This window comes from Lysobacter sp. OAE881 (genome assembly GCF_040546665.1).
Classification (GTDB): domain Bacteria; phylum Pseudomonadota; class Gammaproteobacteria; order Xanthomonadales; family Xanthomonadaceae; genus Lysobacter_J; species Lysobacter_J soli.
In genome coordinates this window covers 1,577,599-1,592,518 of the sequence record NZ_JBEPOG010000001.1, presented here as the reverse complement: position 1 = coordinate 1,592,518, position 14,920 = coordinate 1,577,599, and the positions used below count along the sequence as shown (strand labels likewise).

Below are 14,920 nucleotides of genomic sequence, written 5' to 3'. Positions count from 1 at the left end.
TCTCGGGCCTTTCGGGCCGGAACACCGCCATGAACGACGCCCGCATCGCCCTCGCCACGCCCGAGCGCAAGAGCGCCGCTGCCGCCGCGCCAGTGAAGCTCGCCGCACGCGGCCTGAACTTCTACTACGACAAGTTCCATGCGCTGAAGGACATCAACCTGGAGATGCCGGAAAAGCGCGTCACCGCGCTGATCGGCCCCTCCGGTTGCGGCAAGTCCACGCTGCTGCGCATCTTCAATCGCATCTATGCGCTGTATCCGAAGCTGGAAGCGCGCGGCGAGGTGATCCTGGACGGCGAGAACATCCTGGATTCGCGCTATCCGATGAACCGCCTGCGCAGCAAGGTCGGCATGGTGTTCCAGAAGCCGGTGCCGTTCCCGATGACGATCTACGAGAACGTCGCCTACGGCATCCGCCACCACGAGAAGCTGTCCAAGGCCGAGATGGATTCGCGCGTCGAACACGCGCTGCGCCAGGGCGCGCTGTGGGACGAGGTGAAGGACAAGCTGGGCGCGAGCGCGCTCGGCCTCTCGGGCGGACAGCAGCAGCGTCTGTGCATCGCACGCGCCGTCGCGCTGCGCCCGGACGTGCTGCTCCTCGACGAGCCGACGTCGGCGCTGGACCCGATCTCCACCAGCCGCATCGAGCAGCTGGTCGAAGAGCTGAAGAAGGACTACACGATCGTCATCGTGACCCACAACATGCAGCAGGCCGCGCGCGTGTCCGACTTCACCGCCTTCATGTACCTGGGCGACCTGATCGAACACGGCACGACGGACACGATCTTCTCCAATCCTACGAAGCAGCAGACCGAGGATTACATCACTGGACGGTTTGGGTGATGAGCGCCCCTCTCCCGCGTGCGGGAGAGGGGTTGGGGTGAGGGCAAGAGCACCCTCATCCGCCCTCCGGGCACCTTCTCCCGCTCGCGGGAGAAGGGACAGAACAGGACACCACACTTCATGAGCACCCAGATGCACGACCACATCGTCAAGAGCTACGACGACGAGCAGCGCCGGCTGCTCAACGAAACCCTGCGCATGGGCGAGATGGCCGCCTCGCAGCTGGAGGCCGCGCTCGACGTGGTCCAGCGTCGCGACGACAAGGCCGCCGAACGCATCATCGCCAACGACGAGGCGATCGACGCCCTCGAAGCCGAGGTCAGCCACGACGTCATGAAGCTCGCGCTGCGCGGGCCGATGGCGCGCGACCTGCGCGAGATCCTCGCGGCGATCCGCATCGCGTCCGACATCGAACGTGTCGGCGATTACGCGGCCAACGTGGCCAAGCGCTCGCTCGCGCTCAACCTGTCGCCGCCGCTGCCGCACGTGAGCGGCCTGCACGCGATCGGCACGCTGGCGGTGCAGCAGGTGCGCGACGTGCTGGTGGCCTATCGCGACAACAACGTCGAACTCGCCCAGCGCGTGCGCGCCCGCGACGCCGACCTCGACGTCGCCTACACCGCGCTGTTCCGCGAACTGCTCACCTACATGATGGAAGACGCGCGCAGCATCACGCCGTGCACGCATCTGCTGTTCATGGCGAAGAACATCGAGCGCATCGGCGACCACGCCACCAACATCGCCGAGAACGTGTGGTTCCTCGTGCGCGGCGAGGAAGCCCTGCCGCCGCGCGAGAAGCGCGACGGCAGCTCGACGACGGCGGCGCCTTGAGCCTTCGTGATTCGTGATTCGTGATTCGTGATTGGTGATTGGTGATTGGTGATTCGGGAAAGCGCTTCCCGAAGCCGTCATCCCGGCGAAAGCCGGGACCCAGGCCCGTAACGCACGGGCGCACCGACGTGCGGAACCACCGTCACCTCGTTATTCCAGCGAAAGCTGGAATCCACCGACCCTTCGCTGTTCCGCGCGATAAGGCGGCCTGACTGGCACAGGGTGAATCGGCCGACATCACAGCCTGGATCCCGGCCTCCGCCGGGATGACGGCTCCGGTTGCCGGACTGCGCATCCGCGCGATCCACTCGCCGCACGCATCGCTCGCTTCGCCGATTTCATTGCCTCCTCCGCCATTGCGCCGCCGCGCCCACGACTCATGGCCTATGCGCCGGCACCTTCGATTGCGCAAAGTTGCGTCTTCGATAGCATCCGCTCCGGAAAACGGTTTCGCGCATGCTGCGCCGCATCAAGCGCGACGCTGTTCACCGCACGCTAGCTAACGCCCTGTCATCGTTCCCAGGCCTGAAAACCGGGCCATCTCCGCGGGTCTTCCCCGCATCGCGCACAGGAGTTCTCCCATGTCCAGCAAGACCAGCAAGACCGTCGTCCTCGTCGCCGGCGCCGCCCTGGCCGGTGGTATTGCCCTTTCGGGTTCGGCGTTCGCCATGACCGACCTGGCGTCCGGCTACATGGTCAGCGCCGGCGAAGGCGCGAAGGCCGGCGAAGGCAAGTGCGGCGTCGAGAAGATGGACACCGACAAGGACGGCAAGGTGTCGCAGGCCGAGTTCGGCGCGGCGCACAACGGCGACACCAGCAAGTTCGCCACGCACGACGCGAACAAGGACGGCTTCCTCTCCGCCGACGAACTGAAGGCGAAGAAGGGCGACAAGATGGAGGGCAAGTGCGGCGAAGGCAAGTGCGGTGGCATGGCTTGACGCGAGTCCCTTCGCAAAAGCCCGCACATCCCTGTGCGGACTCTTCAAGAGATGCGTCGCGCATTCATAGCCAATGACCAGCCTGGCTGACACTTCAGTCGGACTCGGACTGCGGCGGGCCCTGCTGGGCCCGCTGCGGAACGCCGCCTCGGGCGATTTCGATTTCCTCGAATGCGCGCCCGAGAACTGGATCGGCGTCGGCGGAAAACTCGGCGAAGCGCTCGAGGAACTCAGCGCCCGCCACACGCTGACGTGCCACGGCCTCTCGCTCTCGCTCGGCGGTTTCGCGCCGCTGGACGAAACCTTTCTCGCGCGCGTGCGCCGCTTTCTCGATCGCCACCACGTCGCGCTCTACAGCGAACACCTGAGCTACTGCGCCGACGACGGCCAGCTCTACGACCTGCTGCCGATGCCGTTCACCGACGAGGCCGTGCGCCACGTCGCCGCACGCATTCGCCAGACGCAGGACATCGTCGGCCGACGCATCGCGGTGGAGAACGTGTCCTACTACGCGACCATGCCGGTCGATGGCGACCAGCACGCGCTCGACGAAGCCGCCTTCATCAACGCGGTATTGGACGAGGCCGATTGCGACCTGCTGCTCGACGTCAACAACGTCTACGTCAACGCGATCAACCATCGCTACGATCCCCTCGCCTTCCTCGACGCGATGCCCGCGCATCGCATCGCCTGCTGTCACGTCGCCGGCCACTTCGATGAAGCCGACGACCTCAAGGTCGATACGCACGGCGCCGCGGTGAAGGACGCCGTGTGGTCGCTGCTCGGCGAGGCGTACCGACGTTTCGGCGCGCGCCCGACGCTGCTTGAGCGCGACTTCAATATTCCGCCCTACGCCGAACTGCGCGGCGAACTGGACACCGTGCGTCGCGTCATGCGCGAACACGCGGCCGCACCGAACGCGCATGCCCACGCCTGACGCACCGCCGCGCCTGCGCGCGCAGCAACTCGCCCTCACCCGCCACCTGCGCGATCCGCAAGCCACGGCCGCGCCCGATGGCGTGGAAGACCGGCGCATCGCGATCTACCGCGACCTGGTGTTCAACAATGTCGAAAGCCTGCTTGCCGGCAATTTCCCGGTGCTGAAGCAGGTGCTCGGCGATGCCGACTGGCGCGCGCTCGTGCGCGATTTCTTTCGCGCGCATCGCGCGCAGACGCCGCTGTTCCCCGAACTCGGCCGAGAATTCCTGCGCTTCCTCGACGCACGCGGCGACGCATCGCCGACGCTGCCGCCGTTCGCCGGCGCACTCGCGCATTACGAATGGGTCGAACTGGCGCTGCAGATCAGCGACGCGGAGCTGCCCGCATTCGATGCGAACGGCGATCTGCTCGACGGTGTCCCGGTGCTGTCGCCCCTGGCATGGCCGCTGGCGTACGCGTGGCCGGTGCACCAGATCGGCCCCGATCATCGTCCTGACACGCCGCCGGCCGAACCGACCTTGCTGCTGGTGCGCCGCGGGCCTGACGGCGAGGTCCGGTTCTCGCAGCTGAGCCCGCTGGCGTTCCGGCTGCTGCAGCGGCTGGACGAGTCGCCGTCGCTGACGGGGCGTGCGCAGCTGGAGGCGTTGGCGGTCGAGGCTGGGCATGCGGATGTGGACGCCTTCGTGGCGCAGGGCCGTGCGTTGTTCGAGCAGATGCGCAGCGTCGGGGTCGTCCCGGGAACGCTTCCGTAGCTGTCATCCCCGCGAAGGCGGGGATCCAGCAGCCCGCCGCATCACCCTTCCGTCGAGCGTGATGCATGCGCAGTTGGATTCCCGCCTTCGCGGGAATGACAGCAAAGACGACAGCGCCGCAAACGCCGAGCCCGCCACCCAGCCACATTTGACCCGTCTGCTAACCTTTCGGCCATGCAGAACGCCGACGCACCCGCCCCGCCCGCCCGACTTTGCACCCGTTTCCGCGGCTTCCTGCCAGTGGTGGTGGACGTGGAAACCGGCGGCTTCGACTGGAACCGCCATGCGCTGCTCGAGATCGCAGTCGCGCCGATCGACCTGGACGAGAACGGGCTGCTCGTCGTCGGCGAGATCACCAGCAGCCACGTCGTGCCGGCGCCCGGACTGGACATCGATCCGAAGTCGCTGGAAGTCACCGGCATCGACATCGACCATCCGTTCCGCGACGCGAAGACCGAGCGCGTCGCGCTGGAAACGGTCTTTGCGCCGGTGCGCGCCGCGCTGAAGAAGCACGGCTGCCAGCGCGCGATCCTCGTCGGCCACAACGCGCATTTCGACCTGAACTTCCTCAACGCGGCGGTCGCGCGCAGCGGCCACAAGCGCAATCCGTTCCATCCCTTCAGCGTGTTCGACACGGTGAGCCTGGCCGGCGTCGCGTATGGGCAGACGGTGCTCGCGCGTGCGGTGCAGGCCGCCGGATTGTCGTGGAACAGCGAGGAGCAGCATTCGGCCGTGTACGACACCGAACGCACGGCACAGTTGTTCTGCCGCATCGTCAACGCGTGGCCTTCGCCCGTGCCGCCGGTGGTGGCGCCGTGAGCGACACGCGCACGCCGATGCAGCGCATGCTCGCCGGCGAGCTGTACCGCGCCGACGATGCGGAGATCCAGGCGGCGCAGGCCGCCACGCGCGAATGGCTCGTTCGCTACAACGCCGCGCTGGGCATGACGCCGGCGCAACGCCACGCCTTGCTCGCCGAGCGACTGGGCGCCGCGGGCGAAGGCAGCGAGATCCGCCCGCCCTTCCACTGCGACTACGGCTTCAACGTGCATCTGGGTCGCGGCGTGTTCCTCAATTTCGACTGCGTGATCCTCGACGTGGTGCGTGTGGAGATCGGCGACGCCACGCAGATCGGTCCCGCGGTGCAGATCTACACGGCGGACCACCCGCGCGATCCTTCGCAGCGCCGCGAAGGCTGGGAATTCGGCAAGCCCGTGCGCATCGGCCGCAACGTGTGGATCGGCGGCGGCGCGATCGTGCTGCCCGGCGTGACCATCGGCGACGACGCGCTGATCGGCGCGGGCAGCGTGGTCACGCGCGACGTGCCGGCGGGCGCGACGGTGGCGGGCAATCCGGCGCGCATCGTTTCGAAGGACGCTGCCGTCCGATAGCGGGCGCGCGGTCCGGGCGGATCGCCGCATTGTCCCGTTCAATGCAACGCGCTGTGGACGCGCCGGGATGTTCCCGCCGTGCGCGCAGATGCCGACAATCCCCTTCGCCGTCGCACGGCATCGGCAAGCGTCGGTCTGACCGGCGCTTAAAACCGTTTTAAAGAAGCGCTGCTGGAATGCTCCATCGCAGCCGGCGCATCGCGGCCACGCGCGCGTCGATGCGATCCTTCCGCACCTTTCCGGCGTCCCGTCGCGTGTCCACGACCGCACGGGCCGTCGCCAGCCTGGATGCCCCCCATGAACCGTTCCGGATGGCTGTTGCCGGCCTTCCTGCTGTCCGCCTTCGCGAGCGCCGCGCACGCGAGCGGCCGCGCCGATTGCACCAGCGGCCCCACGCGGCTGCCGCCGATCGTCAACCTGCGAGTCGACAACGACCTGCTCGGTGGGCAGGACCAGGGCTACAGCAACGGCGTGCAGCTCACGCTGGTGTCGCCGAACCTGCGCGACTACACCGACGATCCGTGCATCCCGCGCCTCGCCCGCTGGGTGAATCGCCATCTGGAAGCGCTGCAACCGGAGACGTTCGAGCAGCAGAACATGATCGCGACGTTCTCGCAGGGCATCTTCACGCCGACCGATTTCAGCCGCGCCGATTTGATCGAGGACGATCGCCCGTATGCGGCCGCGCTGCTCGTCGGCCTGGGCTACAACGCGCGCGAAGGCGATGCGCTGCGCACGACCCAGCTGCAGTTCGGCGTGGTGGGCCCCGCGGCGCTGGGCCAGGAAGCACAGGACGCCGTCCACGGCATCACCGGCAGCGAGAAATTCCGCGGCTGGGACAACCAGCTGGAGAACGAACCGGTCTTCCGCATCGTGCACGAGCGCATGCGCCGGTTCTCGCCAAACGACGGCGCGCGCGGCTGGGGCTGGGATGCGATCGCGCATTACGGCGGCAGCTTCGGCAACCTCGCGACGTACGCGAACGCGGGCGCCGAACTGCGTTTTGGCCGCAACCTGCCCGACGATTTCGGCAGCACGCCGCTGCGCCCGGCCGGCGAGAACACCGCGCCCACGCGCGAACCGCAGAGCCAGTACACGCCCGGCGCGCACCTGTTCCTCACGATGGACACGCGCTGGGTCCTGTGGGACATCACGCTGGACGGCAACGCCTTCCGCGACAGCCACAGCGTCGACAAGCGCCACGCCGTGGCCAATGTCGGCTACGGCGTGGCGGTGATGTTCAATCGCTGGAAGTTCGCGCTTGCGCGCTACCACGGCACGCGCGAGTTCGACGGGCAACAGGAAACCCCGGTGTTCGGAAGCTTCACGATCAGCCGGGCGTTCTGATCCCTGCCGTCGTCCGCGCGCAATGTGGGGATGAGGTTACGGCGAAGCCAGCTTCAACCCCACCAGCCCCGCGATGATCAGGCCCACGCTGACCAGGCGCAGCGCATTGACTGGCTCGTTGAACAGCACGATGCCAAGGATCACGGTGCCGACGGCGCCGACGCCCACCCAGATCGCATAGGCGGTGCCCACCGGCAACGACTTCATCGCGATGCCGAGCAGGCCGAGGCTGATCGCCATCGCGGCGACGGTGCCGACGGTCGGCCAAAGCTTCGTGAAACCGTCGGTGTATTTGAGGCCGATCGCCCAGCCCACTTCGAACAGGCCGGCGAGAACGAGGATGATCCAGGGCATGACAGTCTCCAGTCGAATGGGGCCGTCCCCGGGTGCGAATGGCGGCGGGGTCGTCCCCGCTTCCTGGACCGGAATTATTCCACAGGGCTTCGCGCGCGGCCCTCACGCGGCGGCGCGCGTTTACAGCAGGGTTACACGTGCGCGTTGCCGCATGCGCGTACGCGATTACAGCCGCGCTTCCGGCGGATTGGCGTCCACGCAGATGATGTTGCGGCCCTGGTTCTTCGCGCGGTACATCGCCGCGTCCGCGCGTTCGAGCAGGCGGGCGGGCGTGTCGTCGAAACGGCACTGCGCGATGCCGACGCTGAAGGTGACGCGCAGGCCGTCGACGCCCGCCCACGACGCGTGCGTCTCGAACGCGTGCTGCATGCGTTCGCAGATGGCGATCGCCTCCTCGAGCGAGGTATCCGGCAACAGCAGCGCGAACTCCTCGCCGCCCAGTCGCGCGAGCAGGTCCGCCGCGCGGCTGCCGGCCGCGAACACCAGCGCCGCCTCGCGCAGCACGGCATCGCCGACGGCGTGCGAGTGCGTGTCGTTAATGCGCTTGAAGTGATCCAGGTCGATCAGCGCCAGGCACAGCGGATGGCCGGCGCGCTGCGCCACGGCCATGTCGCGCTTGAGGATCTCGTCGAAACGGCGGCGGTTCGGCAGACCGGTGAGCGCGTCCTCGCGCGCCTGTCGCTCGTACGCGACGGCCTGCCTGCGCACGCGTTCGAGCAGCTGCGCGCGTTCGCGATCGGCCGCGAGCAGACGCTCGGCCTGCGCCTGCAGATCGCGCGTGCGCTCGTTGACCAGGCGCGCGAGGCGAACGTTCTTGGTGCGATAGCGATGCACCAGGTAGCGATACAGCGCCCACAGGACCAGCAGCAACAGCAACGCGGCGGCGGCACGCATGTCGGTACGCTGCCACCACATCGGCTTGATCGTGAACGACCACGTGGCCGTGTCGGTGGTCCAGGGGCCGCCCGGATGCGCGGCGGCGACCTGCAGCACGTAATCGCCCGGCGGCAGGCCCATGTATTCGACGGTGCGCTGGCGATCGCGCTCGACCCAGTCGTGGTCGAGGCCGATCAGCCGCGTGCGATAGCGGATGCGATCGGACATCACGTAACTGAGGCCGACGTACGACACGCCGATGCGCTTGCCGCCCGGCAGCGAGGCGCGCGAATCGAACGGCACGTCGCGGCCGTCGAGTGCGACGCGCTCGATCACCGTCGGCGGCGGGCGGCGATCGACATAGCGTTGCAGCCGCACGGGATCCACCGACGCGACGCCCGCCGCAGTGGCGATCCACACGCTCCCGTCGCGACGCAGGATCGCCGATGGCGACGAACTGCCGTTGGCCTGCGCGCTCGGCAGGCCGTCGGCTTCGGTGTAGCGCTCGCTCGGCAGCGGCGTGGCGCTGCCGTCGGCCGCGGTATCGAGCGCGTCCTTGCGGATGCGCAGCACGCCGCGGTTGCTGGTCACCCAGACGTTGCCGACGCGATCGGGCACGAACTGGAATACCGCGTCGACGGGCAGGCCCTGTTCGAGTCCGACACGCGCGAGCCGACCATCGCGATAGCGGTACAGGCCGCGGTCGGTCGCGATCCACACGTCGCCGTGGACGCTGCGGAAGCCGAACACCGAGCGCGCCCCGCTGGCGCTGAGGTCGATGCGCTCGACCTTGTCGCCGCGCAGCACGTGCGCGCCTTCGACCGAGCCGATCCACAACGCGCCATCGATGCTGGCCAGCGACGTGATGAGGCCCTGCGGCAGGCCCGCCGCCGTGGGCGCGTGCGCGCCGTCCGCGTCCAGCTTCACCACGCCGCGTCGCGTGCCCGCCCACACCCCGCCGGCGTCGTCGACGGCGATTGCGCGGACGTGCCCGCTCGGGACGCCTTCGTCCTGCGCGTAACGCCGCTGCAGGCGGCCGTCGCGCATGCGGTACACGCCATCGGCATAGGTGCCGACCCACAGGTCGCCATCGGCGCCCTGCGCGATGCTCAGCACCGACGGCGCGTCGCTGCCGCTTTCCGCATGGACGATATCGACGTGGTGGATGCGGCCGTCGGCGCCCATCCGGTCGAGGCCGCCACCGCCGCCGATCCACAGGTCGCCGTCGCGGTCCTCGAGGATCGCGCGGACGTATTCGCCCGACACGCCATCACGACGGGTGATCGCGCTGAAGGGCGTTTCGCGCAAGCGGAACAGGCCGCCGTTCGCGCCGATCCAGATGTTGCCTTCGGCATCTTCCAGCAGGCTGGCGATGCGGCCGTTCGGCAGCACGTCGCCGGCCGGCAGCCGCTCCACGCCGTGCGAGCCGATGCGCACCAGGCCATGGTTCTCGGTGCCCAGCCACAGGTCGCCGTTGCGGTCGCGCAGCATCGCGGTGAAATGACCGAGGCCCGGCACCTGCTTCACCAGCGCCACGTCCTTGCCGAGCAGCCGGTAGACGCCGTCACCTGCCACCAGCCACATCGAGCCGTCGGCGGCGCGATACGGCCAGGCCAGCCCGGGCGGCAGCTTCCAGCGCGCCGGTGCGCGTTCCCAGCGGCCATCGGGCTGGCGGATCACCAGCCCGTCCATCGTGCCGACCCAGATGCGTTCCTCGGCATCGATGGCGATGCGCGGGAAGCTCGCAGGCAGCGGAATCCCCGCCGGCGGCGGAAAGTATTCGAACCGATCGTCGCGATCCAGGCGTCCCATGCCGTGGTTCTCGAACAGCAGCCACAGGCGGCCGCGATCGTCCATCGCCATGTCGTGGATGAGCGCCTGCGGCCAGTCGGCGGTGCGTTCCCAGAAACGCCACTGGCCGTCGGGCTGCAGCCGCCCGAGGTTGCCGCGCGAGTCGCTGAGCCACAGCCGGCCCGCCGGGTCGACGTAGAGCGCACCGATGCCGTTGTCGCGAAGGGCCGGCGTGGTGCCGCGACCGATCACGGTGAAGTCGATGCCGTTGTAGCGGACCGCGCCTTCCCAGGTGGCGAACCACAGGTGCCCTTCGGGCGTCTGCGCGATGTCGCGCAGCGAGTTGTGCGGCAGGCCGTTGCGCGTGGTCCATGCATCGACCACGTAATCGCGCAGCGGCGGTGGTCCGAGTGCCGAGGACGTGCCCGGCGACGGCGGCGCGAACGCCATCGCCACGGCCGGCAGCCACGACGCGCAAAAGGCGAGCCATCGCCGCCAGCCGCGGCGCCCTCCCCGTGTTTGCGTAGCCCCCATCGCGACCCCGAATCCCGTACCCGCAGGCGTTATCGGCCCCGTTCGCCCACGCTCAACCCCGCTGGCGCACCGCTTCGAACAGCGTCACGCCGGCGGCCACCGACACGTTGAGGCTTTCGACGCTGTCGCCGCCGGGCATCGGAATGCGCACCAGCTGGTCGCAGTTCTCGCGCGTGAGGCGGCGCAGGCCGTCGGCCTCGCCGCCGAGCACCAGCCCGACGTTCCCCTTCAGGTCCAGCGCATACAGCGAGGTGTCCGCCTCGCCGGCCAGGCCGTACAGCCACACGCCGAGCTTCTGCAGGTCGCGCATCGTGCGGGCCAGGTTGGTCACCGGAATGACGGCGACGCTGTCGGCCGCACCGGCCGAGGTCTTGCGCACGGTCGCGTTGACCTGCACCGACTTGTCCTTCGGGATGATCACCGCCGTCGCGCCGGCCGCGGCCGCGCTGCGCAGGCACGCGCCGAGGTTGTGCGGGTCCTGCACGCCGTCGAGGATCAACAGCAGTGCGCGGCCTTCGGCACCTTCGACGAGGCTTTCCAGTTCGTTCTCGTTCCACGTCTTCGCCGCCGCGTAGCGCGCGACCACGCCCTGGTGGCGCAGGTTGCCGACCACGCCGTCGAGTGCCTGCGTCGCGACGCGGCGCACGTCGATGTCGAGGCGGCGCGCATTGCTCTCGATCTCGGTGATGCGCGGGTTCTTCGCGCCGGCCTCGATCAGCACCTCGCGCACGTGTTCGGCATCGTGTTCGAGCGCCGCCGACACGGCGTTGATGCCGGCGATCCATTGTTTCTGGCTCATGGGAATTCCAGGGAACGGGGCGCAATAGGCGCCCGAAAGCCGTTATCGTCGTGCGCGCGCGGGCACAGGTCCAGTGTTTTGTGCGGCAGGTCGCGGATCGGCCCTTTCTGAACGGGTTTCGCCCGATCAGGCAAGGCGCAGGGCGCGGGGCTGTGCGAGCGGCGGTTGCCTTCAGCGCTAGCCTGGGCGAGCTTCGCTCACCCGGGCTGCAAAAGCAGGCGTCAGTACTTCTGCTTCACCCGCTTCGCCGGCTGCCCGCGCGGGGGCAGCGGCTTCATGCCGCGGTCCTCGACGAGCTTGAAGTCGATCTTCCGGTCCTCGACGCTCGCCTTCATCACCACGATGCGCACGCGATCGCCCAGGCGGAACTGCCGCCCCGCGCGTTCGCCAGACAACGTCTTGCGGATCGGGTCGAATTGGTAATAGTCGTGCGGCAGCTGCGTGACGTGGACCATGCCGGTGACCTTCGATTCCACCAGCTCGACGAAGAGCCCGAAGCTGGTGACGCCGCTGATGACGCCATCGAATTCGCCGCCGACGTGCTGCTCCATCCACGCGGCGCGGTAACGCTCGTCGACCTCTCGCTCGGCTTCATCGGCGCGGCGTTCGCGCTCGGAACACTGCAGCGTGAGCGCCGCCATTTCACTGGGCGAATAGCGGTACTTTTCCGGCCTGCCGCCGGTGAGCGCGTACTTGATCGCGCGATGAACCAGCAGATCGGGATAGCGGCGGATCGGCGAGGTGAAGTGCGTGTACGCCTCCAGCGCCAGGCCGAAGTGGCCGACATTTTCCGGCGAATACACTGCAAGCGACTGGCTGCGCAACAGTACCGATTCGATCAGCGCGGCATCGGGACGCTCGCGGATCTTCTTGAGCAGCGCGGTGAAATCGCGCGGTTCGACGCGGTTCCACGGCGGCATGCGCAGCTTGAACTCCTTCAGGAATTCCAGCAGGTCGGCGTACTTCTGCTCCGGCGGACGTTCGTGGATGCGGAACGGCGACGGCACGTGGCTGGCCATCAGGTACTTCGCCGCCTCCACGTTCGCGGCGATCATGCATTCCTCGATCAGCTTATGCGCGTCGTTGCGCTGGAGCATGCCGGCCTGCACGACCTCGCCCTTCGGACCGAGCACGAAGCGCACTTCGCTGGATTCGAACTCGATCGCGCCGCGGCGTTCGCGGGCCTTGGCGAGGATCTGGTACAGCTGGTGCAGGCGCTGCACGTTGGGCAGCAGCGAGCCGATGCGTTCGATGGCGTCCTGCCTGTCTTCCTCGCGCACGTCCTCGCCGACGGCGTTCCACACCTGCGTGTAGGTCAGGCGCGCGTGCGAGTTCATCACCGCCTCAAAGAACTTCGACCGGGTGACCTCGCCTTCGCGATCGATCTGCATGTCGCAGACAAAGCACAGGCGGTCGACCTTCGGATTGAGCGAGCAGATGCCGTTGGACAGCGTCTCCGGCAGCATCGGCACGACGAACCCGGGGAAATACACCGACGTTGCGCGCTTCTGCGCTTCGTCGTCGAGCGGCGTGCCGGGGCGCACGTAATGGGAGACATCGGCGATGGCGACGACCAGGCGGAAACCGTTGCGGTTGGGTTCGCAATACACCGCGTCGTCGAAATCCTTCGCGTCCTCGCCGTCGATGGTCACCAGCGGCAGTTCGCGCAGGTCCACGCGCTCCGCGGCGATTTCCTCGGGCACGGTGAGCGGCACGTCGGAGGCTTCGTCGAGCACGGCCTGCGGGAATTCGTGCGGGATCTCGTGCCCGTGGATCGCCGCCTGCACGGCGAGCGACGCGGTGAGGCGATCGCCCAGCACCGCCAGCACGCGCCCGATCGGCGTGCGCTGCGGGCCGTGTTCGTCGGGCGACTCGATCAGTTCGACCACGACCAGCTGGCCGTTCTGCGCATTCATGCGCTCGTCCGGCGGCACCTGCACGTTGCGCTGGATGCGGCGGTCGTCAGGCACGACGTAGCTGATGCCGGCTTCCAGGCAGAAGCGGCCGATCAGCCGGTTGAGACGACGTTCGAGCACGCGCAGGATCGCGCCTTCGCGACGGCCACGACGGTCCACGCCGGTGACGCGCGCGAGCACGCGATCGCCGTGCATGGCCTTGCGCATTTCCATCGGCGGCAGGAAGAGATCATCGCCACCGCCCGACTCGGGGCGCAGGAAACCGAATCCGTCGGGATTTGCGATGACCACGCCGGGAATCAGGTCCAGCTGCTGCGCCGGCAGGAATTCGCCCATGCGGTTTCGCAGCAGTTGCCCGTCGCGCACCATCGCGGCCAGGCGCTTGCCCAGCGCGTCGAAGCGGCTCTCTTCGGTCAGCGACAGGCGCTGCGCGATCTCGTCGGCGGACAGCGGGCCGTCGGCCTGCGCGAGCAGTTGCAGGATCATCTCGCGACTGGCGATGGGCTGCTCGTAGCGCGCGGCTTCACGTGCGGCATACGGATCGTGGAAACCCGAACCGGCACCGCCGCGACCACGCTGCGCCGGCGGAAGCGGTTCGGGCATCCAGCCCGGCCGCGCCAGCGGCGCCTTGCGGCCGCCGCCCGAAGCGCCGGCGAACTTGCCGGACTTCGCCGACTGGGCCTTGCCTGCGCCGGGCTTGCCGGACGCGTTCTTCCCGCTGCGGGGGCCTGACTTGGGAGAGCCCGATTTCGAGCCGGATTTCGATGAGCCGGAGGCTTTTTTCTTCATGCCGCGCATGGTCGCACATCCGCATGAATGCGGCGTCTTGGCGGTTCGGTGTCAGCGCCGCGCCAGGATCGCCTCCAGTTCACGTTGCACGAACGTGTCCGGCTCGCCGGTCGCGCGACAGATCCAGGTTTCGTGCGTGAGCTGGCGTTCGATCGAGAAGCCCGAACTGCGCAGCATCGCGAGCACGCACGCATCGTTGGGCGCCCACCAGTTGGTCGGATCGCCGGCAAGGCGATGCTCGATGAAGGCCATCCGCGGCCAGCCTTGCGCGCGCAGCAGGTCGCGCTCGTCGAGACCCACGTCGGGCGGTGCATGGACCTGCTCGGTCTCTGGCATGGTCATCGTCTGCAGCACCATGCGGTCGGCCGCCTTGCGTCGCACCAGGTCCAGCGCGAGCAGCGGATGGCGCAGGTGGTAGAGCACGCCCATCAGCCACACCCAGTCGAACCGGCCCGGCAGGTCGGCCACCTCGTAGACCTGCATTCGCCGGAACTCGATGCGGTCCTGCAGGCCGTACTGCGCCGCCGCCCAGCGGGCCTGGTCGAGATAGTGGGGATCGATGTCGATCGCCGTCACCCGCGCGCCCCGCCGGGCCAGTTCGAAACTGTAGAAGCCCGCATTGCATCCGATGTCGAGCACCGTCGCGCCATGCAGGTCTTCGGGAATGTGCGGCGCGATCTGCCGCCATTTGAACGCCGGGAAATCGCCGTACTCGTGATGCGGCGCCGTCTGCACGCCGCCGGGAAGATGCAGGTTGTGGAACCACGGGCCGAGCTCGCGGATCGCCGACTCGACGCTGCCCGATGCGTGCGCGTGCATGT

At 68.3% G+C, this 14,920-nt stretch carries 13 protein-coding genes; 8 read left to right on the top strand and 5 right to left on the bottom strand.

Annotated features, from left to right (window positions below; translation table 11 throughout):
• The first annotated feature begins 29 nt into the window (after nt 1-29).
• The 8 genes from pstB to ABIE51_RS07495 all read left to right on the top strand — a co-directional run bounded on the left by pstB (nt 30) and on the right by ABIE51_RS07495 (nt 7,040).
• The gene (pstB, locus tag ABIE51_RS07530; protein WP_192631630.1) at nt 30-842 is read left to right on the top strand and encodes a phosphate ABC transporter ATP-binding protein PstB; all 813 of its coding nucleotides are present in this window, start codon (nt 30-32) and stop codon (nt 840-842) included.
• A 120-nt stretch (nt 843-962) separates the two neighbouring features.
• Entirely contained in the window at nt 963-1,673 is a 711-nt protein-coding gene (gene phoU, locus ABIE51_RS07525) for a phosphate signaling complex protein PhoU (protein ID WP_192630266.1), read from the top strand.
• Between the two features lie 581 nt (nt 1,674-2,254).
• A complete protein-coding gene (locus ABIE51_RS07520) occupies nt 2,255-2,611 on the top strand; it encodes an EF-hand domain-containing protein (RefSeq protein ID WP_115840805.1) in 357 nt (118 codons plus the stop codon).
• A 73-nt stretch (nt 2,612-2,684) separates the two neighbouring features.
• A complete protein-coding gene (locus ABIE51_RS07515; protein ID WP_192630265.1) occupies nt 2,685-3,548 on the top strand; it encodes an HvfB family MNIO-type RiPP peptide maturase in 864 nt (287 codons plus the stop codon).
• Entirely contained in the window at nt 3,535-4,302 is a 768-nt protein-coding gene (locus ABIE51_RS07510; protein ID WP_192630264.1) for an HvfC family RiPP maturation protein, read from the top strand. Before ABIE51_RS07515 ends, ABIE51_RS07510 begins: the two co-directional genes overlap by 14 nt.
• A 174-nt stretch (nt 4,303-4,476) precedes the next feature.
• Nucleotides 4,477-5,121, top strand: a complete 645-nt coding sequence (gene rnt / locus ABIE51_RS07505) for a ribonuclease T (protein ID WP_115840808.1) — start codon at nt 4,477-4,479, stop codon at nt 5,119-5,121.
• Between the two features lie 17 nt (nt 5,122-5,138).
• Entirely contained in the window at nt 5,139-5,693 is a 555-nt protein-coding gene (locus ABIE51_RS07500; protein WP_192631629.1) for a sugar O-acetyltransferase, read from the top strand.
• Between the two features lie 297 nt (nt 5,694-5,990).
• On the top strand, nt 5,991-7,040 hold the full coding sequence (locus ABIE51_RS07495; RefSeq protein ID WP_115840809.1) for a lipid A deacylase LpxR family protein: 1,050 nt from the start codon (nt 5,991-5,993) through the stop codon (nt 7,038-7,040).
• A 36-nt stretch (nt 7,041-7,076) separates the two neighbouring features.
• On the opposite strand, the gene sugE is transcribed toward ABIE51_RS07495, so the two are convergent.
• The 5 genes from sugE to ABIE51_RS07470 form a co-directional block, all read right to left on the bottom strand.
• The gene (gene sugE, locus ABIE51_RS07490; protein ID WP_192630263.1) at nt 7,077-7,394 is read right to left on the bottom strand and encodes a quaternary ammonium compound efflux SMR transporter SugE; all 318 of its coding nucleotides are present in this window, start codon (nt 7,392-7,394) and stop codon (nt 7,077-7,079) included.
• Nucleotides 7,395-7,559: 165 nt separating this feature from the next.
• Nucleotides 7,560-10,511, bottom strand: coding sequence for a diguanylate cyclase (locus tag ABIE51_RS07485; protein ID WP_192630262.1), 2,952 nt, complete (start codon nt 10,509-10,511; stop codon nt 7,560-7,562).
• 136 nt (nt 10,512-10,647) lie between these two features.
• On the bottom strand, nt 10,648-11,394 hold the full coding sequence (gene rlmB / locus ABIE51_RS07480) for a 23S rRNA (guanosine(2251)-2'-O)-methyltransferase RlmB (RefSeq protein ID WP_115840812.1): 747 nt from the start codon (nt 11,392-11,394) through the stop codon (nt 10,648-10,650).
• Between the two features lie 221 nt (nt 11,395-11,615).
• Complete coding sequence (gene rnr / locus ABIE51_RS07475; RefSeq protein ID WP_192630261.1) at nt 11,616-14,099, bottom strand: ribonuclease R; 2,484 nt, start codon at nt 14,097-14,099, stop codon at nt 11,616-11,618.
• Between the two features lie 51 nt (nt 14,100-14,150).
• Nucleotides 14,151-14,918, bottom strand: coding sequence for a TIGR04290 family methyltransferase (locus ABIE51_RS07470; protein ID WP_192630260.1), 768 nt, complete (start codon nt 14,916-14,918; stop codon nt 14,151-14,153).
• Between the last annotated feature and the right edge of the window lie 2 nt (nt 14,919-14,920).

Excerpts from the sequence above, each read along its gene's own strand:
- pstB (WP_192631630.1), top strand. The coding sequence starts at position 30 with ATGAACGACGCCCGCATCGCCCTCGCCACGCCCGAGCGCAAGAGCGCC.
- phoU (WP_192630266.1), top strand. The coding sequence starts at position 963 with ATGAGCACCCAGATGCACGACCACATCGTCAAGAGCTACGACGACGAG.
- ABIE51_RS07520 (WP_115840805.1), top strand. The coding sequence starts at position 2,255 with ATGTCCAGCAAGACCAGCAAGACCGTCGTCCTCGTCGCCGGCGCCGCC.
- ABIE51_RS07515 (WP_192630265.1), top strand. The coding sequence starts at position 2,685 with ATGACCAGCCTGGCTGACACTTCAGTCGGACTCGGACTGCGGCGGGCC.
- ABIE51_RS07510 (WP_192630264.1), top strand. The coding sequence starts at position 3,535 with ATGCCCACGCCTGACGCACCGCCGCGCCTGCGCGCGCAGCAACTCGCC.
- rnt (WP_115840808.1), top strand. The coding sequence starts at position 4,477 with ATGCAGAACGCCGACGCACCCGCCCCGCCCGCCCGACTTTGCACCCGT.
- ABIE51_RS07500 (WP_192631629.1), top strand. The coding sequence starts at position 5,139 with ATGCAGCGCATGCTCGCCGGCGAGCTGTACCGCGCCGACGATGCGGAG.
- ABIE51_RS07495 (WP_115840809.1), top strand. The coding sequence starts at position 5,991 with ATGAACCGTTCCGGATGGCTGTTGCCGGCCTTCCTGCTGTCCGCCTTC.
- sugE (WP_192630263.1), bottom strand. The coding sequence starts at position 7,394 with ATGCCCTGGATCATCCTCGTTCTCGCCGGCCTGTTCGAAGTGGGCTGG.
- ABIE51_RS07485 (WP_192630262.1), bottom strand. The coding sequence starts at position 10,511 with ATGGCGTTCGCGCCGCCGTCGCCGGGCACGTCCTCGGCACTCGGACCA.
- rlmB (WP_115840812.1), bottom strand. The coding sequence starts at position 11,394 with ATGAGCCAGAAACAATGGATCGCCGGCATCAACGCCGTGTCGGCGGCG.
- rnr (WP_192630261.1), bottom strand. The coding sequence starts at position 14,099 with ATGAAGAAAAAAGCCTCCGGCTCATCGAAATCCGGCTCGAAATCGGGC.
- ABIE51_RS07470 (WP_192630260.1), bottom strand. The coding sequence starts at position 14,918 with ATGCACGCGCACGCATCGGGCAGCGTCGAGTCGGCGATCCGCGAGCTC.